Origin of the sequence: Klebsiella planticola ATCC 33531, from assembly GCF_000735435.1 — a bacterium.
Classification (GTDB): Bacteria; Pseudomonadota; Gammaproteobacteria; order Enterobacterales; family Enterobacteriaceae; genus Klebsiella; species Klebsiella planticola.
Map to the genome: position 1 here is coordinate 128322 of NZ_JMPP01000024.1, position 24038 is coordinate 152359.

Consider the following 24038-nt stretch of genomic DNA (forward strand, 5'->3'; position numbering starts at 1 on the left):
TTCACTCGGTTCTGGCGCCGATATCAGGTCAGCGCCTGCGCCAGCAAAGTGATGGGATGTTCACAGCGTTTGCTGGTGGACATCTCGATTTGCCATTTGCAGGTTTCGCAATCGGTGATCACCAGGTCGGCACCGCTCTCCTCAATTTGCCGGAACAGCGGTGCGCCGATGGCCTGAGAAGAGGGGTAGTTTTCCGATTTAAACCCGTAGGTGCCGGCGATACCGCAGCACTGCGAATCCAGCACTTCCAGCTGTAAACCCGGGATCAGCCGCAGCAGTTCGAGGGTATACAGCGACCAGCCCATCTTCTCCATATGACACGGCGTGTGATAAACCACCTTCAGCGGCAGCGGCCGAAGCGGCAGGGTTCGCCCGGCATCAAGCTGGCGCCAGATCCAGCGGGTGGCCAGTTCAACCCGGTCGCGAAGGTCCTGATTATCGACATCCAGCAGATGCGGGTATTCGTCGCGCAGGGTAAAAGCGCAGGTTGATGAGGTGGCAATGACCGGCAGCGCAGTCTCTCGCATGGCGGCGACGTTGCTCTGCGCCTGGCGGCGGGCTTTGGCAAAAAAGCCGTTGGCGATAAGCGGCACGCCGCAGCATTTTTCTTTGCTTAACAGCTGTACGCCGGTGCCCATCGCGTTCAGCACGCGGATGAGATCGTGGCCAAGCTGCGGATGGTTGTAGTTGACGTAACAGCCGTGAAAAAACGCCACTTGCTCACTGAACTGCGCCTGGCGGTCCGCCTGCTGGCGGTAAGCCCGGCGAAAAGTGCCGAAACCGTATTTCGGCAGCGTTCGCCGGTGGTCAATCTTTAACGTCGCATCGAGCAGCCGGCGCACCGGCTTGAGGCCCGTTGCGACGTTGACCAGCGGGGCAAACGGCGTGGAGAGAGTGCCCATCAGGTCGGTATGGCTGAGGATAGCATCGCGCAGCGTCGGTTTTTGCTGGCTGTACTGCGCCCGTGCCCGCTGGATAATATCGCCAATTTTTACATCAGAGGGACAGGCGACTTCACAGCGCTTGCAGTTAATACAATATTTTAAGGCTTCGTCGTACAGTGCCCCGTCCTTCAGCCGCAGGCGCTCACCGTCCGGACCCGCCTGTTTCGGGCCCGGATAGCGGGGATTAACCCGGCTGACCGGACAGCTGGTCGTACAAACGGTACATTTAATGCAGCTCTCAAAGCGGGTATCGTTCATCGCGTGCCTCCGGCAAGGTCATGAATCTGTTTCGCGACGTGGAGCGCGGTGACCGCGCAAACGCCGCCGCCGCATCCCAGCTGGATGGCGTCAAAACCGCCCAGTAGCGAACCGATGGCGAACAGGTTGCCCAGCGGCTGGCCGTCGAGCAGCGGGCGCAGCATCGTATCCGTTTTCAGGCCGAAGCGTTGCCAGGGTTGCGAAGCAAAGAAATCGCGCTGATACCAGTTCTCGCGCGGGGTAGTCTGCTGAAGGTCGAGGCCGAGAATCGGCTCCCGAACGCGCTCTTTATCGGCGATCAAGCCATTGCTGAAGAAACTGCCGCTGGCCAGAACTGCAAAACGGGGACGCAGCGGAACATCGCCGTGCTGCCGGGTCCAGACTTCGCTGACGTTCCCCTCCTGATGGCCGATCCGCGTGACTTCATCGCCAGCCAGCCAGGTGCCTCCGGTCCGAATAAAACGCCGCTGAAGCTGGTTATGCAGGCGCATGCCGGGAACCGAAGGCGGCAGCGTCGGCAGCAGGCGCAGCGGGCAGGGCAGCTGTTCCTGTAGCCAGCTATACAGCCCGGCGTCGTTCAGACCGAAACAGGCGGGCATGATCAGCAGGTCGTGCGCCTGCGCCAGCGGACGTAACGCGGCGAGGAGCGCGGGCCAATGACACGGTTCATCGAGCATTCTGGCGATATTCACCGCGCGAAATTCGCTCGGGTTATCCCGCAGAACATCCAGTATCGGTAAGTCTATCTCGGTCGCCGTCGCTTTTACCCCCTGCCGGGTGAGCGAGGCGGCGGCCAGATGCGGCTGGAAGTCGGCGAATCCGCCGATACCCACGACGCCAACGCTTCCTGCGGAGAGTGGCGCCACGGGAACTTCCTGCGGCGAAAGCCACGTCGGGCGCAGGGTGCCCAGCGGCGTCACGCGCTCATGCGGTTGGCTGGCCTCGCCGCGCATCGCGATCCCGCTGGCGGCCAGCAGCGCCTCGGTTTGCGCGGCGTATGCCATCACCCGATCGGCGCCCAGCATGGCATAGGGATGTTCGGGAAGCTGTTCTGCCAGGCGGGCGATCCCGTGAGCCACCTCGCTGACGCGTTCCCCATCGGGAAGGGCGCAGAGCAGATCCAGCGAAGCGGAGGAAAAGTGCAGCGCGCTTTGACCCCGACTGACGATGACGCAGCGCAGGCCGAACTGATTAAGCGTGAGCCCGCAGAGCAGGCCCGCGAGGCCACCGCCGATAATCACGCTATCAAATTTCATCCTGAGACTCCTTTGGCAGCCCGCACAGTCCGAGATAGACCCAGCGGGTGAATTCACTTTCCCTGAGCGCATCGCCCCAGGCAATGGGCTGCACACCTTTCCAGCGCTCGTTTAAAAAATCGGAAAGCTGGGTCAGCGACTGGGCGGGAGTGGTGATGTTAAACCGTTGCAGAAGCCCGGCCGCCCGGCAGGCGCACAGCTCTCCCTGGCAGGTGCCCATGCCGATGCGCGTACGGCGACGTAGATCGAGCAGGCTGTTAACCGCTAAGTTTTCCACCGCGTACTGTACTTCTCCGGCGGTCACCATCTCGCATTCACAGATTAAGCTGCGATGCTGGCGGGTATCGCCCAGCCAGGCAGGCGTGCGGTCGCCGTGGCGGTAGAGGGCGGAACCGCGCAGCGGCGCGGGTAGCGAGATGATTTTTTTTACCGTGACTTCGGGGGGCTCCGTTGAGCCCGGAAGCGGAGTGTCGGCGGTAGAGCAGGGGACGCTGTTGCCCAGCTTACGACACACGGCATCCGTGGCCCACTCCGCCATCAGACGGTAGGTCATCAGCTTGCCGCCGGTAATAGTGATAAAGCCCTCCATGCCGTCGCGTCCGGCGTGGTCGAGCAGAACGATACCGCGGCTGACGCTGCGTCCGCTGGGGTCATCATCGCTGGCCACCAGTGGACGCACGCCGGAATAGGCGCGCAGCACGCGAGTACGCCCAAGTACCGGAGCCAGTTTTTCCCCTTCCCGCAGCAGGGTGTCGACTTCGGCCGTCGTGACCCGGTTGTCATCAATTTCGTCGTAAGGGATATGTTCCGACGTCGTGCCAATCAGCGAAATGGTATCTCCGGGCACCAGAATATCGGCATCGGCGGGTTTGCGGCAGCGGTTGATGACCTGCCGGTTGATACGGTGGTCGAGGATCAGCAGCGATCCTTTGGCCGGGAACATGGCGATGCGCAGATCGGCATATTCCGCGATCCGCTGTCCCCAGATCCCGGCGGCATTGACCACGACACCGGCGTACAGCGTGCGTCTCTCACGCTGTTGATGATCATAAAACTCGACCCCGCAAACGCGTTCTCCACGGCGGATGAGCCCGGTAATTTCACAACCGGTCAGAATGGTCGCGCCATGTTCCCGGGCGTCGAGCATGTTGGCTGCCGTAAGGCGAAACGGGTCGATGGTGCCATCGGGGACCTGAACGGCGCCGAGCAGAGTCGGATTCACGGTCGGCTCAATACGCAGCGCTTCCGCTGGCGACAGCTGGCGGGTCTCGATACCGGCCTGCTGACAGGCGCTGATAAAGGTCTGCTGCCAGGCCAGGTCGTCCTCGGGAAGGGTGATAAACAGTCCGTTAGTGGGCTCAATACAGTGGCGGGCGATGCGGCGCAGGATGCGGTTTTCACTGATGCATTCCCGGGCCGATTCGCCATCGGTTACGGCATAGCGCGCGCCGCTGTGCAACAGCCCATGATTGCGCCCGGTCGCCCCGGTGGCGATATCGTGGCGTTCCACTAACGTCACGCGCAGCCCACGAAGCGCACAGTCGCGCGCGATCCCTGCGCCGGTGGCGCCGCCGCCAATGATGATGACATCACATTCACCGCTATCGGCCATCTTCAAGTCCCTCTATGTTCGTTTTACGCCATTTAGCCATACAAATAGTGGGTATTGTTTGATTTCGAGCATATTCGCGCGTTATTCGAGCGGGTTATGTGATTTCATGCTCATAATGGAATGTTTTGTCATATTTTTGTAACAAAGCGTGCGATGTTTCACAGTATCCAGGGCCAGCTTTGCCTACCATCCCGGCTCATCAGAAGTGGGTGATTAGATTAGATTTTTCTTATCGCTGTCAGTAGAGAAGAGATGGCCACGGAGGCTGCTATGTTAACTATTTTTAAACCTGCGCCGCACAAAGCGCGTTTGCCCGCGGCGGAAATCGATCCGCTGTACCGCCGACTGCGCTGGCAAATTTTCATCGGTATTTTCTTTGGATACGCTGCTTACTATCTGGTGCGTAAGAACTTTGCTCTGGCTATGCCCTATCTGGTGGAGCAAGGTTTTTCCCGCGGCGATCTCGGTTTCGCCCTCTCCGGTATTTCGATCGCCTATGGATTTTCGAAATTCATCATGGGGTCGGTATCGGATCGCTCGAATCCGCGCATTTTTCTGCCCGCGGGGCTGATCCTGGCCGCGCTGGTGATGCTGGTGATGGGGTTTGTACCCTGGGCGACCTCCAGCATTATGGTGATGTTCGTGCTGCTGTTCCTCTGCGGCTGGTTCCAGGGGATGGGCTGGCCGCCGTGCGGGCGGACGATGGTGCACTGGTGGTCGCAGAAAGAACGCGGCGGCATTGTCTCGGTGTGGAACTGCGCGCATAACGTGGGGGGCGGGATCCCACCGCTGTTGTTCCTGCTGGGGATGGCCTGGTTTAACGACTGGCACGCGGCGCTGTATATGCCGGCATTCGGCGCGATTCTGCTGGCGGTGTTTGCCTTCGCGATGATGCGCGATACGCCGCAGTCCTGCGGCCTGCCGCCGATTGAAGAGTATAAAAATGACTATCCTGATGATTACAGCGAAAAGCATGAACAGGAGCTGACCGCCAGCCAGATCTTTAAGCAGTATATCCTGCCGAACAAGCTGCTGTGGTATATCGCCGTGGCGAACGTCTTTGTCTATCTGCTGCGCTACGGCATCCTCGACTGGTCGCCGACCTACCTGAAAGAAGTGAAGCACTTTGCGCTGGATAAATCCTCCTGGGCCTACTTCTTATATGAGTATGCGGGGATTCCAGGCACGCTGATTTGCGGCTGGATGTCCGACAAGGTGTTTAAGGGCAATCGCGGAGCCACCGGCGTCTTCTTTATGACGCTGGTGACGATTGCGACCGTCGTCTACTGGCTCAACCCGCCGGGTAACCCGGGTATCGATATGACCTGTATGATTGTGATTGGCTTCCTGATCTATGGCCCGGTGATGCTGATTGGCCTGCATGCCCTTGAGCTGGCGCCGAAAAAAGCGGCTGGCACTGCCGCAGGTTTTACCGGTTTATTTGGCTACCTGGGCGGTTCCGTTGCCGCCAGCGCGATCGTCGGCTATACCGTTGACTTCTTCGGCTGGGACGGCGGTTTCATGGTGATGATTGGCGGCAGCGTACTGGCGGTTCTGCTGCTGGTGGTGGTGATGATTGGCGAAAAACGCCATCACCAACAACTGAAACAGGCTTAAGGAATGCGCATGAAAACGCTAGCCACAACGTTAATGACGGGGATTTTACTGGCCGGTTCGACTCTGAGCTTTTCCGCCGCTGCGGCGGATAAGCTTGTCATCGCCCACCGGGGCGCCAGCGGCTATCTGCCGGAGCATACGCTGCCGGCAAAAGCGATGGCCTACGCTCAGGGCGCCGATTATCTTGAGCAGGACCTGGTGATGACCAAAGACGATCGGCTGGTGGTGCTCCATGACCACTATCTCGATCGGGTGACCGACGTCGCGGAGCGTTTCCCGCAGCGCGCGCGGCAGGATGGCCGCTTCTACGCCATCGACTTTACCCTGGCGGAGATAAAATCGCTGCGGTTCAGCGAAGGGTTTGAGCCGAAGGACGGCAAGCATGTACAGACCTTCCCTGGCCGCTTCCCGATGGGGAAATCGGACTTCCGCATTCATACTTTTGAAGAGGAGATCGAGTTTGTTCAGGGGCTGAACCATTCAACGGGGAAAAATATCGGTATCTACCCGGAAATTAAGGCGCCGTGGTTCCACCATCAGGAAGGCAAGGATATCGCCGCCAGCGTCCTGCAGGTGCTGAAGACATACGGGTATACTCGCAAGCAGGATAAGATCTATCTGCAGTGCTTTGATGCTAACGAGCTCAAGCGTATTAAGCATGAGCTGGAGCCGAAGATGGGGATGGACCTGAAGCTGGTGCAGCTGATCGCTTACACCGACTGGAACGAAACCCGGCAACGCCAGGCGGACGGCAAATGGGTTAACTACAGCTATGACTGGATGTTTAAGCCCGGCGCGATGCAGCAGATTGCGCAATATGCCGACGGAATTGGCCCGGACTACCATATGCTGGTGGCGGCGAATTCCAGACCGGGTCAGGTTGTGCTAAACGAGATGGTGAAAGAGGCGCATGAGAGCAAAATGCAGGTGCATCCGTACACCGTCCGGGCAGACCAACTGCCGGAATATACCACGGACGTGAATCAGCTTTATGACCTGCTGTATAACCAGGCGGGCGTGGACGGGCTGTTTACGGATTTCCCGGATAAGGCGGTGAGCTTTTTGAAGGATAAACGCTGAAATTGCCGGGTGGCGGCTGCGCCTTACCCGGCCTGTGAACTGCGGTTTTACAGGTCGGGTTAGCGAAGCGCCGCCCGACACAATCACATCTCGATTTCTATATCACCCTTCGCCCGGCAGCAGCAGGGCAAAATCTCTCCCGGTTGGATAAACGCCAGCGGCTCGGTCAGCCAGTCAACCTGACCGGAAACCAGCCGCGTGCGACAGGATCCGCAATAGCCGGCGCGACACTGATACTCCACGTCGATATTATGTGATTCCAGGGCGGCCAACAGGGAAGGGTGTTCATCCTGACACTCAAGGCGAGTGTCAGAGATTTTCAGAAAAATGCGTTTCATCAGAGCTGGAAGTTGCTCAAATCGTCGGCATCGACTTCGGAATCGATCTGGCCAACCAGGTAGGAGCTGACTTCCACTTCCTGCGGCGCAACCTGCACGTTATCGGACACCAGCCAGGTGTTGATCCACGGGATCGGGTTGGAGCGGGTCTGGAAGGGCAGATCGAGACCCACCGCCTGCATGCGGATATTGGTGATGTATTCCACGTACTGGCAGAGAATATCTTTGTTCAGACCGATCATTGAACCGTCACGGAACAGATAATCCGCCCACTCTTTCTCCTGCTGTGCCGCCAGCACGAACAGATCGTAGCACTCCTGCTTACACTCTTCGGCAATTTCCGCCATTTCCGGGTCGTCGACGCCGGAGCGCAGCAGATTCAGCATGTGCTGGGTGCCGGTCAGGTGCAGCGCTTCGTCACGGGCGATCAGCCGGATGATTTTGGCGTTGCCTTCCATCAGCTTACGCTCGGCGAATGCAAAGGAGCAGGCGAAGCTGACGTAGAAGCGAATCGCTTCCAGCGCGTTGACGCTCATCAGGCACAGGTAGAGTTTCTTTTTCAGCTCGCGCAGGTTAACGGTGATGGTTTTCCCGTTGACGGTGTGCGTGCCTTCACCCAGCAGATGCCAGTAGCTGGTCAGCTCGATCAGCGTATCGTAGTAGTGGGAGATACCTTCCGCGCGTTTCTGGATTTGCTCGTTGGTGACGATATCGTCGAAGACCATCGCCGGGTCGTTGACGATATTACGGATGATATGGGTGTAGGAGCGCGAGTGAATCGTCTCTGAGAATGCCCAGGTTTCTACCCAGGTTTCCAGTTCCGGAATCGAAATCAGCGGCAGCAGGGCGACGTTCGGGCTACGGCCCTGGATAGAGTCCAGCAGCGTCTGATACTTCAGATTGCTGATGAAGATATGTTTTTCGTGTTCCGGCAGCGCCTGATAGTCGATACGGTCGCGGGAGACGTCAACTTCTTCCGGACGCCAGAAGAAGGAGAGCTGTTTTTCGATCAGCTTTTCGAAGATGTCATATTTTTGCTGATCGTAACGGGCGACGTTAACCGGTTGGCCAAAAAACATCGGCTCAAGCAGCTGATCGTTTTTCGTCTGTGAAAAAGTGGTGTATGCCATGAGTGGGGATCCTGTCCTGGAATTATACGCCGGGTGGCGCTTCGCTAACCCGGCCTACAATAGACCGTAGGCCCGGCAAGCAACGCGCCGCCGGGCAATATTATCAAATCTTACATGCGCCGCTTTCGCAGCCGTCGTCCTGGATGGACGGCGCCAGATCGTCCTGGGCATCTTCCGCGCCATCACGGGTGTTGTGATAGTACAGAGTTTTTACGCCGAATTTATAGGCATTGAGCAAGTCTTTCAGCAACTGCTGCATTGGCACTTTACCCGACTGGAAACGCGTCGGGTCATAGTTGGTGTTGGCCGAAATCGACTGGTCGATAAACTTCTGCATGATACCCACCAGCTGCAGGTAGCCGTCATTGTTCGGCATTTCCCACAGCAGCTCGTAGTTGCCCTGCAGTTTTTCGTAGTCCGGTACCACCTGACGCAGAATGCCGTCTTTCGAGGCTTTAATGCTGACATGTCCGCGCGGCGGCTCAATACCGTTGGTAGCGTTGGAAATCTGCGAAGAGGTCTCTGACGGCATCAGCGCGGAGAGCGTGGAGTTACGCAGGCCGTGCTCTTTAATGGACTCGCGCAGCGCTTCCCAGTTGTAGTGCAGCGGCTCGTTGACGATGGCATCGAGATCTTTTTTATAGGTATCGATCGGCAGCACGCCCTGAGCATAGGTGGTCTCGTTGAACCACGGGCACGCGCCCTGTTCAATGGCCAGCTCGTTTGACGCTTTCAGCAGGTAGTACTGAATCGCTTCAAAGGTTTTATGCGTCAGGTTGTTGGCGCTGCCGTCAGAGTAGCGTTTACCGTGCTTCGCCAGGTAGTAGGCGAAGTTGATTACGCCAATGCCCAGCGTACGACGGCCCATCGCGCCGCGTTTAGCCGCCAGAATCGGGTAGTCCTGGTAATCCAGCAGGGCATCCAGCGCACGCACCGCCAGTACCGCCAGCTCTTCCAGCTCGTCGAGGCTTTCAATGGCGCCAAGGTTAAAGGCAGACAGCGTACACAGCGCGATTTCACCGTTTTCGTCGTTGACGTCATCCAGCGGTTTGGTCGGCAGCGCGATTTCCAGGCACAGGTTGGACTGGCGAACCGGCGCCACCACCGGGTCAAACGGGCTGTGGGTGTTGCAGTGGTCAACGTTCTGAATGTAGATACGGCCGGTGGAGGCGCGTTCCTGCATCATCAGGGAGAACAGCTCAACCGCTTTGATGCGCTGCTTACGAATGCTGTCGTCTTTTTCGTACAGGGTGTACAGACGTTCGAATTCGTCCTGATCGGCGAAGAAGGCGTCATACAGACCCGGGACGTCGGACGGGCTGAACAGGGTAATGTCTTCACCTTTCAGCAGGCGGGTGTACATCAGTTTGTTGATCTGTACGCCGTAGTCCATGTGGCGAACGCGGTTGGCGTCGGTACCACGGTTGTTTTTCAGCACCAGCAGACTTTCGACTTCCAGATGCCACATCGGGTAGAACAGCGTCGCCGCACCGCCGCGTACGCCGCCCTGCGAGCAGGACTTCACCGCGGTCTGGAAGTGCTTATAGAACGGAATACAGCCGGTGTGGAACGCTTCGCCGCCGCGGATCGGGCTGCCGAGCGCACGGATGCGGCCGGCGTTAATGCCGATACCGGCGCGCTGAGAAACATATTTCACGATGGCGCTGGAGGTGGCGTTGATGGAATCGAGGCTATCGCCGCACTCGATCAGCACGCAGGAGCTGAACTGACGCGTTGGGGTACGCACGCCGGACATAATCGGCGTCGGCAGCGAGATTTTAAAGGTGGAGACGGCATCATAGAAACGCTTGATGTAGTCCAGACGCGTCTCGCGCGGGTAGTTGGAGAACAGGCAGGCGGCAACCAGAATATAGAGGAACTGGGCGCTCTCGTAAATTTCGCCGGTGACGCGGTTCTGGACCAGATATTTGCCTTCCAGCTGCTTAACGGCAGCGTAGGAGAAACTCATATCGCGATCGTGAACAATGAACGAATCCATCTGCTTGAACTCTTCTTCCGTGTAGTCTTCCAGCAGATGAGTATCGTATTTACCTTTTTTCACCATCCTGGTGACGTGGTCGTACAGCGCAGGCGGTTCAAACTGGCCGTAGGCTTTTTTACGCAGATGGAAGATGGCCAGGCGCGCGGCGAGATACTGGTAATCCGGCGCTTCGCGGGAGATCAGGTCCGCGGCTGCCTTAATGATGGTTTCGTGGATATCGGCGGTTTTGATGCCGTCGTAAAACTGAATGTGAGAGCGCAGTTCTACCTGAGAAATCGAAACGTTATTCAGTCCTTCTGCCGCCCAATCCAGTACACGGTGGATTTTATCGAGATTAATGCGCTCGGTGCTACCGTCACGCTTTGTCACCAGCAGACTCTGATTCATGTGGATTATACCTGTCCGTGAGAGAAAATATCCCCCGCTTATCCACAGAACGCCGTTGTGACTAACTCTGTGGATAAATACTATATGTAGGGGGTTGTAGATAAAAGAAACGCTATATGGTGAGTATTTTAGTAAGGATTCTTTTGAGTACAAGGGTTGATTTTGACGTTAATTTGAGGTTGCGGAAGCGTAATGATCGCTAAGTCCACGCCGCATAAGGCCTGGCGGAGATGTCAATAAACTGGAAAATAAATATGAAAATTTGATCGAATGCTGATTTCTTCGACGGATGTAAAAATTACGCGGCTTGATGCCGCGCAATCATCAAATAATCATCATATGAAAAACTGCTGACGTTATGCGCTTTTCGCGGTTGTATGCAACATATAGTTAACATCTACGCCCGGCGCCAGCTTGAAGGTATTGGTCAGCGGATTGTAATGCAGGCCGATGATATGCTGCTCTTTCAGAGTAGTCTGATCAACCCAGCCAATCAGCTCCGCCGGCTTAATGAATTTCTTCACGTCATGCGTCCCTTTGGGCACCATTTTCATCACGTACTCAGCGCCGACTACCGCCATCAGCCACGCTTTACCATTGCGGTTAATGGTCGAGAAGAAGACCTGACCGCCGGGCTTCACCAGCCGTGCGCAGGCGTGCACCACCGATTGTGGGTCCGGAACGTGCTCCAGCATTTCCATGCAGGTCACCACATCGTACTGACCGGCGTGCTTCGCCGCGTGCTCTTCTACCGTCTCCTGGACATACTCGACCTGAACGCCGCTTTCCAGCGCGTGCAGCTTCGCTACCTGCAGCGGTTCAAAGCCCATGTCGAGCCCGGTTACCGTTGCGCCTTCACGCGCCATGCTCTCGGCAAGGATGCCGCCGCCGCAGCCAACATCGAGTACCTTTTTGCCAAACAGGCCGCCAGAACGCTCCGCAATATAGCCAAGACGCAGCGGGTTGATACGATGTAAGGGCTTGAACTCGCCCTCTAAGTCCCACCAGCGCGAGGCGACGGCTTCAAATTTAGCAATTTCATGATGATCAACGTTGTGGGCCACCGGCTGTTTTTCGGCATTCATGGGCGCTTCGACTCCTTTTCTGTTCAGACCGGCGAGTATATCAGGTGACCGACATGAATAAACCGTCTATCCCCATCGCCTTTTGCCGGGACCCGATAGCGCGAATCGGAGCGCCTGCATTTGCCGCCACGATGCGGCGCGAAATTCATTGGGTATAGGTTTACCCGTATCACCGTGGCTGTGTTATAATTTGCGACCTTTGAATCCGGGATACAGTAGAGGGATAGCGGTTAGATGAGCGACCTTGCGAGAGAAATTACACCGGTCAACATTGAGGAAGAGCTTAAGAGCTCGTATCTGGATTATGCGATGTCGGTCATTGTTGGCCGTGCGCTGCCGGATGTCCGAGATGGCCTGAAACCGGTACACCGTCGCGTACTTTACGCCATGAACGTATTGGGCAATGACTGGAACAAAGCCTATAAAAAATCCGCCCGTGTCGTTGGTGACGTAATCGGTAAATACCACCCTCATGGTGATACCGCCGTTTATGACACCATTGTACGTATGGCACAGCCATTCTCCTTGCGTTATATGCTGGTCGATGGCCAGGGTAACTTCGGTTCTGTCGATGGCGACTCCGCCGCAGCGATGCGTTATACGGAAATCCGTATGTCGAAAATCGCCCACGAGCTGATGGCCGACCTGGAAAAAGAGACGGTTGATTTCGTTGATAACTATGACGGTACGGAACGTATTCCTGACGTCATGCCGACGAAAATCCCTAACCTGCTGGTGAACGGTTCGTCCGGTATCGCCGTCGGGATGGCAACCAACATTCCGCCGCACAACCTGACGGAAGTGATCAACGGCTGCCTGGCCTATATCGACGATGAAAATATCTCCGTCGAAGGGCTGATGGAGCACATCCCGGGTCCGGACTTCCCGACTGCCGCCATTATTAATGGTCGTCGTGGGATTGAGGAAGCTTACCGCACCGGTCGTGGCAAAATTTATATTCGCGCCCGCGCTGAGGTGGAAACCGATGCGAAGACGGGTCGTGAAACCATCATCGTGCACGAAATTCCGTATCAGGTGAACAAAGCGCGCCTGATCGAGAAAATTGCCGAGCTGGTGAAAGACAAACGCGTTGAAGGCATCAGCGCGCTGCGTGACGAGTCTGATAAAGACGGGATGCGCATCGTGATTGAAGTGAAACGCGATGCGGTGGGCGAAGTGGTTCTCAACAACCTCTACTCCCAGACGCAGCTGCAGGTCTCCTTCGGTATTAACATGGTTGCGCTGCACCATGGCCAGCCGAAGATCATGAACCTGAAAGATATTCTTTCTGCGTTCGTGCGCCACCGCCGTGAAGTGGTGACGCGTCGTACCATTTTCGAACTGCGTAAAGCCCGCGATCGTGCGCATATCCTCGAAGCGCTGGCGATTGCGCTGGCTAACATCGACCCGATCATCGAGCTTATCCGCCGTGCGCCAACGCCTGCGGAAGCTAAAGCTGGCCTGATCGCGCGTCCATGGGATCTGGGCAACGTGGCGGCGATGCTGGAACGTGCCGGTGATGATGCCGCGCGTCCGGAGTGGCTCGAGCCAGAGTTCGGCGTGCGCGACGGTCAATACTATCTGACCGAACAGCAGGCCCAGGCGATCCTGGATCTGCGTCTGCAGAAACTGACCGGCCTTGAGCATGAAAAACTGCTCGATGAATATAAAGAGCTGCTGGAACAGATCGCTGAACTGCTGCATATCCTCGGCAGCGCCGATCGTCTGATGGAAGTGATTCGGGAAGAGCTGGAAGCCATGCGCGAACAGTTCGGCGACGCGCGTCGTACCGAAATCACCGCCAACACCGCGGATATCAACATCGAAGATCTGATCAACCAGGAAGATGTGGTGGTCACCCTGTCTCACCAGGGCTATGTGAAGTATCAGCCGCTGACCGACTATGAGGCGCAGCGTCGCGGTGGCAAAGGTAAATCGGCCGCACGTATTAAAGAAGAAGACTTTATCGACCGCCTGCTGGTGGCCAATACCCATGACACGATCCTCTGCTTCTCCAGCCGTGGTCGCCTGTACTGGATGAAGGTTTATCAGCTGCCGGAAGCCAGCCGTGGTGCGCGCGGGCGTCCAATCGTCAACCTGCTGCCGCTGGAAGCTAACGAACGCATTACCGCTATTCTGCCGGTACGCGAATACGAAGAAGGCGTGAACGTCTTTATGGCGACCGCCAGCGGTACCGTGAAGAAAACCGCGCTGACCGAGTTCAGCCGTCCGCGTTCTGCCGGGATCATCGCGGTGAACCTGAACGAAGGCGACGAGCTGATTGGCGTTGACCTGACGAACGGTAACGATGAAGCGATGCTGTTCTCAGCCGCCGGTAAAGTGGTGCGCTTTAAAGAGAGCGCGGTCCGTGCCATGGGCCGTACCGCAACCGGCGTTCGCGGCATCAAGCTGGCGGGTGACGATAAAGTGGTCTCGCTGATCATTCCACGCGGCGAAGGCGCTATCCTGACCGTCACGCAGAATGGTTACGGTAAACGTACGGCGGCGGCAGAGTATCCGACTAAGTCCCGTGCAACGCAGGGCGTGATCTCCATTAAGGTCACCGAGCGTAACGGTTCCGTGGTCGGTGCCGTGCAGGTCGATGATTGCGATCAGATCATGATGATCACCGATGCGGGCACGCTGGTGCGTACGCGCGTGTCGGAAGTCAGCATCGTCGGTCGTAACACGCAGGGCGTTATTCTGATCCGTACCGCGGAAGATGAAAACGTTGTGGGTCTGCAGCGCGTAGCCGAGCCGGTTGATGACGAAGAGCTGGATGCCATCGACGGCAGCGTGGCGGAAGGTGACGACGAGATCGCGCCGGAAACTGACGCTGACGCCGATGATGACACTGTCGAAGATGAAGAATAATCTGCGCTAGTGGTGCGAAAAGGGCCGGGAGAGACTCCGGCCCTTTTTATTTGTACGCCGCCCTTTATCCGACGCGAAATCCAGAGAGTATAACGTTGCGACGAAACGTGTTTACCGCTACCTTAACCCCATTCTGTTGAGTCCCTGACGGCCGAGTATCGCCCCATTGAAATATCTTGCCTCTTTTCATACCACGCTAAAGGTTTCACGCTACCTGTTCAGAGCGCTGGCGGTACTGCTCTGGATGCTGATCGCTTTCGTTTCCGTGTTCTATATCGTCAATGCCCTGCATGACAGAGAGTCGGAAATCCGCCAGGAATTTAACCTCAATGCCGATCAGGCACAGCGCTATATCCAGCGAACCGCGGATGTGATTAAAGAGCTGAAATACGTGGCGGGAAACCGTCCGACCAGCGGCGGCGAGGGGGGGGCGACTCCCGCTCCGGGCGGCAACATCGCCATCCCTGATTTCGAGCCGCTGTACCCTGATTCTGATTGCGGGACCATGGGCGCCACCTGGCGCAACTCTCTGCAGTCGCTGGCGTGGTTTATGCGCTACTGGCGCGATAACTTTTCCGCGGCCTATGACCTCAACCGCATCTTTCTCATTGGCAGCGATAATTTGTGTATGGCCAACTTTGGCCTGCGGGAAATGCCGCTGGAGCGCGATCAGGCGCTGAAAGTGCTGCACCAGCGTATTGAGCAGTACCGCGATGCGCCGCAAAACGAGCGCGGCAACAACCTGTTCTGGATAAGCCAGGGCGTGCGTCCGGGCGTGGGCTATTTTTACGCCCTGACGCCGGTTTATATGGCAAACCGCCTGCAGGCGTTGCTGGGTATTGAGCAGACCATTCGTATGGAGAGCTTCTTTACGCCGGGCAGTCTGCCAATGAGCGTCACGATTCTCGACGACAACGGGCAGCCGCTTATTTCTCTTGCCGGGCAGGATAACAAAATCAAGAGCGAAGCCCGCTGGATGCAGGAGCGGATCTGGTTTGGCTACACCGCGGGTTTCCGCGAACTGGCGCTGAAGAAGAGCCTGCCGCCATCGTCGTTAAGCATTGTCTATTCCGTGTCGGTCGATCAGGTGCTTGAACGTATCCGGATGCTGATTATCAACGCGATTGTCCTGAATATTCTGACCGGGGTGATTCTGTTTGCCCTGGCGCGGATGTATGAGCGGCGGATCTTTATCCCGGCGGAGAATGATGCCCAGCGGCTGGAAGAGCATGAGCAGTTCAACCGTAAAATTGTCGCGTCGGCGCCGGTGGGAATTTGTATCCTGCGCACCCTCGATGGCACCAATATTCTGAGCAACGAACTGGCGCACAACTACCTCAATATGTTAACCCATGAGGATCGGCAGCGGTTAACGCAGATTATTTGCGGCCAGCAGGTCAACTTCGTGGATGTGTTGACCAGTAACAACACCAACCTGCAGATTAGCTTCGTGCATTCGCGCTATCGCAATGAAAACGTCGCGATTTGCGTGCTGGTGGACGTCAGCGCCCGCGTCAAGATGGAAGAGTCGTTGCAGGAGATGGCGCAGGCCGCGGAGCAGGCCAGCCAGTCGAAATCGATGTTCCTCGCCACCGTCAGCCATGAGCTGCGTACGCCGCTATATGGAATTATCGGTAACCTTGACCTGTTGCAAACCAAAGAGCTGCCGAAGGGCGTCGACAGGCTGGTCACGGCGATGAATAACTCCTCGAGCCTGCTGCTGAAAATCATCAGCGATATCCTCGACTTCTCGAAAATTGAATCCGAGCAGCTGAAAATCGAACCCGGCGAATTTTCGCCGCGTGAGGTGATGAACCATATCTCGGCCAACTATTTACCGCTGGTGGTACGTAAACAGCTGGGGCTCTACTGCTTTATCGAGCCTGACGTTCCGCAGCTGATGTCCGGCGATCCGATGCGTTTGCAGCAGGTCATTTCTAACCTGCTGAGCAACGCCATTAAGTTTACCGACACCGGCTGCATCGTCCTGCACGTGCAGTGTGCCGGGGATTACCTGCAAATTAGCGTGCGCGATACGGGCGAAGGGATCCCGGCAAAAGAGGTGGTGCGCCTGTTTGACCCGTTCTTCCAGGTGGGGACCGGCGTGCAGCGCAACTTCCAGGGGACCGGTCTGGGGCTGGCGATATGTGAAAAGCTCATCAGCATGATGGACGGCGATATTGCCGTCGAAACCGAACCGGGAATGGGCAGCCGCTTTACCATTCGTATTCCGCTGTACGGCGTGCAAAACCGCTCGCCGCTGGTGATTGATGGTCTGGTGGGTAAATGCTGCTGGCTGGCTATCCGCAATACCTCCCTGGCGCTGTTTGTCGAGTCGCTGCTTACCCATCACGGTCTTCACGCCCAAATCTATGACGGGCAGCAGCCCGGTGCAGATGATATTTTGCTGACGGATGATGAGCCGGATGCTCGCTGGCAGGGGAGTGCGGCGGTGATTTTCTGTCGCCGCCATATCGGTATTCCGCTGGAACGCGCGCCCGGCGAGTGGATACACAGCGTGACGACACCGCACGAGCTGCTGCCGCTACTGGGACGTATCTTCCGGATTGCGGTGACGACCACCGAACACGGTCCGGCGCTCGCTGCTCCGGAAACGCAGGTCGCCAGCAATGACGATATGATGATCCTGGTGGTGGACGATCATCCGATTAACCGTCGGCTGTTGGCCGACCAGCTTGGCTCGCTGGGATATCAGTGCGTGACGGCAAACGATGGGGTCGATGCGCTGGGCGTGCTGAGCAAACAGCATATCGATATCGTGCTGAGCGATGTCAACATGCCGAATATGGATGGCTATCGCCTGACGCAACGTATCCGCGAGCTGGGAATGACCCTGCCGGTAATCGGGGTGACCGCCAACGCACTGGCTGAGGAGAAACAGCGCTGTCTGGAGTCTGGTATGGATAACTGTCTGTCTAAACCGGTGACGCTCGATATTATCAAGCAGACGCTGGCGGTCTACGCCGCGCGGGTGCGTAAAGAACGTCAGGAAAGGGAGTAGGGCAGGGAACCGATTGTGTACTTGCCCGGATAAAGCGCGACGCCGTTATCCGGGCAGGCAGCGTTACTCTTTGTCGGTGGCGCTCAGAGAAACGGAAGACAGATAGTTCAGCAGCGCGATATCGTTTTCCACGCCCAGCTTCATCATCGCCGATTTCTTCTGGCTGCTGATGGTTTTAATGCTGCGGTTCAGCTTTTTGGCAATCTCGGTCACGAGAAACCCTTCGGCGAACAGGCGCAGCACTTCGCTCTCTTTCGGCGACAGGCGCTTGTCGCCGTAACCGCTGGCGCTGATTTTTTCCAGCAGGCGCGAAACGCTTTCCGGAGTGAATTTTTTGCCTTTCTGCAGCGCCGCCAGCGCTTTAGGCAGATCGGTCGGGGCGCCTTGTTTCAGCACGATCCCTTCGATATCCAGATCCAGCACAGCGCTAAGGATCGCCGGGTTGTTATTCATCGTCAGAACGATGATAGACAGATCCGGGAAATGGCGTTTGATGTATTTGATCAACGTGATCCCGTCGCCGTATTTATCGCCAGGCATCGACAGGTCGGTAATCAAAACGTGTGCGTCTAACTTAGGAAGATTATTGATAAGTGCCGTTGAATCTTCAAATTCGCCGACTACGTTGACCCATTCGATTTGCTCAAGGGATTTACGAATACCGAACAGTACGATCGGGTGGTCATCGGCAATAATTACGTTCATAGTGTTCATGTATTAGGCTACCTTGCTACAGCAAGCTCTTGACGTAAACGTCAATGTCGCTGATATATTTTTCTATGCCTTGCGCATCTTTCTCGCGAATCAGATGCTCAAGCGTTTCACATAACTGTTTGCCGGGTATCAGATTAAGCATAGCAAACGCCCCTTTGAGGCGGTGCGCTGTCTGCGCCAGCGCAGCTAAGTCGCTCGTTGCCAGTTCAGTATACAGCCTCTTAACATCATCCGGAACTGTGTCGGCAAACAGTGCGTAATAGCCGCTGGCATGGAGTTCGGCGTTACTCTCGCTTCCCGCAGAGGTGGATTGTCCCTCTTCCTGCGCCAGCTGCTGTTCAATCAGTTGCAGAATCGCTTCCTGCATTGCCGTGCTGATATTAAAATTGACACGCAGCTGGCCTGGGCCAATTTTGCGTATCCCGACCTCATCATCGCTTAAAAGCAAGCCCGAAGCAGTAAGATTAGACGGATTATCCGTTAAAAAGAGATCGTATTCTTGACTTGTCAGCCTTTCATCCGGCGTGATGCAGGTGGCTCCCCAGCTTTCGAGCTGGCGCACCACAATCCGGCGAACCTCATTGGCGGTAATATCCAGCATCACCACGACATCATCCAGCAGATGCTCGCCGGAGTCGCTCTCTTCTTCGCTGGCCGCCATTTTGAGATGGAGAGAATAACGCGTTCCCAGCGACTCACGCGCCTTGATATTCATCTGACCGCCAAGCCTGCGCGTCAGACGATCGCAGAGCCAGAAGGTGAGGGCGTTGGCTTTACCATACAGGTCGGACTGGGTCTCGTTCAGGAACGGGAAGTGCATATTGTCGATTTCGTTGCCGGAAACGCCGTTGCCGGTATCCAGAATACGGAAGGTCAGCCGGTCGTCTGCGGATTCATCTTTACTCACTTCGAGCGTGATTTTGCCAATTTGCGTCGTGGTCACCGAGTATTGAATGAGCAACAGCAGCGTGCGGCGTAGCGCATCGCGATCGCCATAGCGTTGTTCGTTGGCCGGCAGCGCATTGTTAATCAACAGCTGCAGACCTTTACGTTTAATGGCCGGCAGCACCTCAGGCACCACTTCATCGATCAGCTCCTGAATGGAGAACAGTCCAGGATTACTTTTCCAGCTGTCGCTCTCCAGAAGATTTGCCAGCTGAATTTCATCAACCAGCTGTACCAGCTGATCCGCATGCTGCGCAAGCTGCAGGCTTTGGGCAATGCCAATGGCTGCCGCTTCTTCGGCCAGGCTTTGCGCCGGCTGTTTTAAGGCGCTGCCGATATGCTGCATAAATGCAACGCGCCCCTGCTGATTTTTCTCATACAGACGCTGGGCCTGTTTCAGTTTCTTATTGACCAGAACCTCCCGGTCCTGATCGCGAATAATGAAGATCTGCGTCCGCGGCGCAACCTGGCTGCGATACTGGCGTATTTCATACAGCTCGTTATTGATCGTCGCCTGAATAACCCCCTGATGCTGATCGGCCATGTTGGTGATGTTTTGCAGATTGAGGTGCGGCAGGAGATGATCGGCTATCGGGTTACTGATAATTGTGCGGTTGGCTTCCTGATCGTGGACCAGCAGCCCCAGCGGCAGCAGCGAGACGATCTCTTCGTTAATGGCGCGCAGGGTGCGCAATTCGCTATTGGCCGCGGAAGAGACGGCGGTACCGGTCTGACGGCCGCGGCCGTTGAAATGACGAAACGTCGTGAAACCGAACAGCGTTAACGCCAGCAGGCCGATAATCAGCAGCAGCGGCAGGAGAATATTCTGCAGGGACTCCAGCAGCAGTGAACCGAAGGGAACCACCCAGATCAGGCGCATACCGGTGGTGCTAATGCTGGTGATGATCTCAATCCGCGCACCGTTAAAGTCGATATTGACGCTATCGGCGGTCTCTTTTTCCGGGTTGCTGACCGCGCTTTGCGCCGGGTCGGGTTCAATACGGAAATTATCCAGCGACATGCCGGGCGGAATCAGGTCGTTAATCGGCAGGTCAAAGGCGACAACCGTCGCCAGGTGGCCCGGCTGGTTAAAGGTGGTGCGCAGGGTGAAATAGTGGCCATTTTGCCAGGAGAGGCGGCGCAGGGAGGAAAAGGTCTCCCTCTCGTCCAGGGTGTTCGCCTGCAGCAACATTTCTGCGCGACGGGATTCAACCACGCTGGTAATCGTTGACTCTTTAAAGCTGGATGACAGGTCTTTCAGCGGCAGCGTCGATACGAGGATCAGACTGTTATCCAGACCATTCAGATAGTACATCGACCAGGGGATGGTTTCCGCTCCCCACAGGATGTCGAGGTAGCTGGACATTTTCTGCGTCATCTCCAGGGTGGAGCTGTCGTGGGATCCGAAGATCAGCGCTTCGGTTTTGCGCCGCGGTTTTTCCAGGTAGTAAACATCCTGCTTCAACCGCGTTTCTTGCAGGCCATCGCTGACGGTGCTGGACGGAGTGGCGGCGATATTGTCGTAAATCTGCCAGGTTGCGTAGCGCCAGGTATCGATGCGTTTATGCAGCGCGTGGCTGACATCAATGACCTGATAACTTTTATCTTTCAGCCAGGTATTGACCGCGCTTTGGATCATAACACCCATCGTCGCCAGCAGGACGATGACCATTAAAACGAAGAAGCGGGTGATGCTGCCTGGCATCAGGGAAAATTTTTTCTGGGTCATCGTGTGACGGAGCGACTCATCAAGGTTTGTAAGCAGGGCATCGCCCCAGGTAGCTGCTAGCAGAGTGAATACGCTAAGCAGTATAAAGGCTAATTTATCAAATCCATACTACAGATTGCGGTTCTGCAATTTTTTTTAATCCTGAGAATTATCTTAAAAAGAGCGGGCGCAATGAGATGTACAACAAGGCGAACCTTGTACAATTATTTACCTGTTTTACGCAATAAATAGCACTAAATAACAAGAAATTATCTCGATAAGACTTTACTCACTTGCGAGGTGATTGATTAATAACCGTTATTTTTTTCCATGGATATCGCAGGGTAATTAAAGTTATGTAAAGAAGGGTAAAAAAAAACCGAATGCGAGGCATCCGGTTGAAATAGGGGTAAACAGACATTCAGAACTGAATGACGGTAATAAATAAAGTTAATGATGATAGCGAGAGTTATTCTAGTCGCCGGGGTGGATTTTGTTTTGTCATTCAGTGCTATACATGAAACAACGTGTAACTGCATGAACTTCATTGAGAAAATTTATTTTCTTGATTATTGGTGCTTATTTTAGTGCTTTTTAGCGATGAAGAAAAGTTCCCCTGCGTTTACAATTTGAAACATCTTGTGCGCATTTTGAAACACCTTAGAAGTTTTCGTATCATATTCTTGTTGGATTATTCTGCATTTTACAGCACAATGAATATAGCCGACTGATTAGAAGGGTAATCAGTAAGCAGTGGCAATAATAAAAGGCATATAACAAACAGAGGGTTAATAACATGAAAGTTAAAGTACTGTCCCTCCTGGTACCGGCTCTGCTGGTAGCAGGCGCAGCGAATGCGGCTGAAATTTATAACAAAGACGGCAACAAATTAGACCTGTACGGTAAAATCGACGGTCTGCACTATTTCTCTGACGACAAGAGCGTTGACGGCGACCAGACCTACATGCGTGTAGGCGTTAAAGGCGAAACTCAGATCAATGACCAGCTGACCGGTTACGGCCAGTGGGAATACAACGTTCAGGCGAACAACACTGAAAGCTCCAGCGATCAGGCATGGACTCGTCTGGCGTTTGCTGGTCTGAAATTTGGCGACGCGGGCTCTTTCGACTACGGTCGTAACTACGGCGTTGTTTACGACGTAACTTCCTGGACCGACGTTCTGCCGGAATTCGGCGGCGACACCTACGGTTCTGACAACTTCCTGCAGTCCCGTGCTAACGGCGTTGCAACCTACCGTAACTCTGACTTCTTCGGTCTGGTTGACGGCCTGAACTTTGCTCTGCAGTACCAGGGTAAAAACGGCAGCGTTAGCGGCGAAGGCGCAACCAACAACGGTCGTGGCGCTCTGAAACAGAACGGCGACGGTTTCGGTACTTCCGTAACTTATGACATCTGGGACGGCATCAGCGCTGGTTTCGCTTACGCTAACTCCAAGCGTACCGACGATCAGAACGCACTGGTTCTGGGTGAAGGCGACCACGCTGAAACCTACACCGGCGGCCTGAAATACGACGCGAACAACATCTACCTGGCAACTCAGTACACCCAGACCTACAACGCAACTCGCGCTGGTTCCCTGGGCTTTGCTAACAAAGCACAGAACTTCGAAGTGGTTGCTCAGTACCAGTTCGACTTCGGTCTGCGTCCGTCCGTTGCTTACCTGCAGTCTAAAGGTAAGGATCTGGAAGGCTACGGCGACCAGGATATCCTGAAATATGTTGACGTAGGCGCGACCTACTACTTCAACAAAAACATGTCCACCTACGTTGACTACAAAATCAACTTGCTGGACGACAACAGCTTCACCCGTAACGCCGGTATCTCTACCGACGACGTGGTTGCTCTGGGCCTGGTTTACCAGTTCTAAGCACGTTGAAGTGACGAAAAAAGGCGCCTCTGGCGCCTTTTTTTATGCCCGGTTTAACCTCGCTGGTGTAATCTTGCTGCCTTAGCAAGAGGAACCTGATTTTATGGATATCACTTTTTTCCGTAGCGCACTGTTCAGCGTCTGCGTACTGCTTTCCGGCTGCGATTCAGCCACCACCCCCACTGCGCCAAAAAGTGCCGCGACCGTGCTGGATGGTAAGACGATGGGCACATTCTGGCGGGTCAGCGTCATTGGCGTTGATGAAGCCAAAGCCGAGGCGCTGCGACAGAAGGTCCAGGCGCAGCTCGATGCCGACGATCGCCTGCTCTCCACCTGGAAAAACGATTCTGCGCTGATGCGCTTTAACCATGCCACCACGACCGATCCGTGGCCGGTCAGCGAAGCGATGGCTGATATTGTTACCCTCTCGCTGCGCATCGGCGCAAAAACCGCGGGCGCCATGGATATTACGGTGGGGCCGCTGGTGAACCTCTGGGGGTTTGGCCCCGACAAGCAACCGGTTAAAACGCCGGATCCTCAGCAGATCGCCGCCGCGAAAGCGCGCACGGGGCTCCAGCATCTGACGGTCATTAACCACGCGGATCGGCAATATCTGCAAAAAGACATCCCGGATCTGTTTGTCGATCTCTCCACCGTTGGCGAAGGCTATGCCGCCGATCATCTGGCTCGCCTGATGGAGCAGGAGGGCATTTCCCGGTACCTGGTTTCGGTCGGCGGGGCGTTGGTCAGCCGGGGGATGAACGGCGACGGGCAGCCGTGGCGGGTGGCCATCCAGAAACCCACCGATCGCGAGAATGCCGTACAGGCGATTGTTGATATCAACGGACATGGGATCAGCACCTCCGGCAGCTACCGCAACTACTATGAGCTGGACGGTAAACGTATTTCCCACGTTATCGATCCGCAAACCGGCCGGCCGATCGATCATAAACTGGTCTCGGTCACGGTTATCGCTCCGACGGCGCTGGAAGCGGACGGCTGGGATACCGGCCTGATGGTGCTGGGGCCGGAAAGGGCGCAGGAAGTGGTGCGCCAGCAGGGGCTGGCGGTCTACATGATCATCAAAGAGGGCGACGGGTTTAAAACCTGGATGTCGCCGCAGTTCCGCACTTTCCTGGTTGGCGAAAAGAATTAAACAGCAAGATTTCGGGTTTTTT

General features: G+C 55.8%; 15 protein-coding genes. 6 read left to right on the forward strand and 9 right to left on the reverse strand.

Going from position 1 to position 24038, the window contains the following annotated elements; genetic code table 11:
* Positions 1-23 precede the first annotated feature (23 nt).
* From glpC to glpA, 3 genes are read right to left on the reverse strand one after another with little or no spacing between them, the layout of a single operon-like run.
* A complete protein-coding gene (gene glpC / locus GRPL_RS14030) occupies positions 24-1202 on the reverse strand; it encodes an anaerobic glycerol-3-phosphate dehydrogenase subunit GlpC (RefSeq protein ID WP_032699086.1) in 1179 nt (392 codons plus the stop codon).
* On the reverse strand, positions 1199-2458 hold the full coding sequence (gene glpB, locus GRPL_RS14025; RefSeq protein ID WP_032699087.1) for a glycerol-3-phosphate dehydrogenase subunit GlpB: 1260 nt from the start codon (positions 2456-2458) through the stop codon (positions 1199-1201). The genes glpC and glpB overlap by 4 nt, the downstream gene beginning before the upstream one ends.
* On the reverse strand, positions 2448-4070 hold the full coding sequence (gene glpA, locus GRPL_RS14020) for an anaerobic glycerol-3-phosphate dehydrogenase subunit A (protein WP_032699088.1): 1623 nt from the start codon (positions 4068-4070) through the stop codon (positions 2448-2450). The genes glpB and glpA overlap by 11 nt, the downstream gene beginning before the upstream one ends.
* A 270-nt stretch (positions 4071-4340) precedes the next feature.
* On the opposite strand from glpA, the gene glpT reads away from it, so the two are divergent.
* Both glpT and glpQ read left to right on the forward strand, forming a co-directional pair.
* Entirely contained in the window at positions 4341-5687 is a 1347-nt protein-coding gene (gene glpT / locus GRPL_RS14015) for a glycerol-3-phosphate transporter (protein WP_032686660.1), read from the forward strand.
* A 9-nt stretch (positions 5688-5696) separates the two neighbouring features.
* On the forward strand, positions 5697-6767 hold the full coding sequence (gene glpQ, locus GRPL_RS14010; RefSeq protein ID WP_032695462.1) for a glycerophosphodiester phosphodiesterase: 1071 nt from the start codon (positions 5697-5699) through the stop codon (positions 6765-6767).
* Between the two features lie 83 nt (positions 6768-6850).
* Here glpQ and yfaE read toward each other — a convergent pair whose 3' ends face one another.
* The 4 genes from yfaE to ubiG form a co-directional block, all read right to left on the reverse strand.
* Positions 6851-7105 carry a class I ribonucleotide reductase maintenance protein YfaE gene (gene yfaE, locus GRPL_RS14005; protein WP_004201692.1) on the reverse strand — a complete coding sequence of 85 codons (255 nt, stop codon included), beginning with the start codon at positions 7103-7105 and terminating at the stop codon, positions 6851-6853.
* Positions 7105-8235, reverse strand: a complete 1131-nt coding sequence (gene nrdB / locus GRPL_RS14000; RefSeq protein ID WP_032686662.1) for a class Ia ribonucleoside-diphosphate reductase subunit beta — start codon at positions 8233-8235, stop codon at positions 7105-7107. The genes yfaE and nrdB overlap by 1 nt, the downstream gene beginning before the upstream one ends.
* Before the next feature lie 103 nt (positions 8236-8338).
* On the reverse strand, positions 8339-10624 hold the full coding sequence (nrdA, locus tag GRPL_RS13995) for a class 1a ribonucleoside-diphosphate reductase subunit alpha (RefSeq protein ID WP_032699089.1): 2286 nt from the start codon (positions 10622-10624) through the stop codon (positions 8339-8341).
* 356 nt (positions 10625-10980) lie between these two features.
* On the reverse strand, positions 10981-11709 hold the full coding sequence (ubiG, locus tag GRPL_RS13990) for a bifunctional 2-polyprenyl-6-hydroxyphenol methylase/3-demethylubiquinol 3-O-methyltransferase UbiG (RefSeq protein WP_032686664.1): 729 nt from the start codon (positions 11707-11709) through the stop codon (positions 10981-10983).
* Positions 11710-11943: 234 nt separating this feature from the next.
* On the opposite strand from ubiG, the gene gyrA reads away from it, so the two are divergent.
* Positions 11944-14583 carry a DNA topoisomerase (ATP-hydrolyzing) subunit A gene (gene gyrA, locus GRPL_RS13985; RefSeq protein WP_032686665.1) on the forward strand — a complete coding sequence of 880 codons (2640 nt, stop codon included), beginning with the start codon at positions 11944-11946 and terminating at the stop codon, positions 14581-14583.
* A gap of 166 nt (positions 14584-14749) precedes the next feature.
* Entirely contained in the window at positions 14750-17605 is a 2856-nt protein-coding gene (gene rcsC, locus GRPL_RS13980; protein WP_032699090.1) for a two-component system sensor histidine kinase RcsC, read from the forward strand.
* A 63-nt stretch (positions 17606-17668) separates the two neighbouring features.
* On the opposite strand, the gene rcsB is transcribed toward rcsC, so the two are convergent.
* On the reverse strand, positions 17669-18319 hold the full coding sequence (rcsB, locus tag GRPL_RS13975) for a response regulator transcription factor RcsB (protein WP_002913007.1): 651 nt from the start codon (positions 18317-18319) through the stop codon (positions 17669-17671).
* Positions 18320-18335: 16 nt separating this feature from the next.
* The gene (gene rcsD, locus GRPL_RS13970) at positions 18336-20993 is read right to left on the reverse strand and encodes a phosphotransferase RcsD (protein WP_032699091.1); all 2658 of its coding nucleotides are present in this window, start codon (positions 20991-20993) and stop codon (positions 18336-18338) included.
* Positions 20994-21768: 775 nt separating this feature from the next.
* On the opposite strand from rcsD, the gene ompK36 reads away from it, so the two are divergent.
* Both ompK36 and apbE read left to right on the forward strand, forming a co-directional pair.
* On the forward strand, positions 21769-22860 hold the full coding sequence (gene ompK36 / locus GRPL_RS13965; protein ID WP_032699093.1) for a porin OmpK36: 1092 nt from the start codon (positions 21769-21771) through the stop codon (positions 22858-22860).
* Between the two features lie 103 nt (positions 22861-22963).
* Complete coding sequence (gene apbE, locus GRPL_RS13960; protein WP_032699095.1) at positions 22964-24016, forward strand: FAD:protein FMN transferase ApbE; 1053 nt, start codon at positions 22964-22966, stop codon at positions 24014-24016.
* Positions 24017-24038 lie beyond the last annotated feature (22 nt).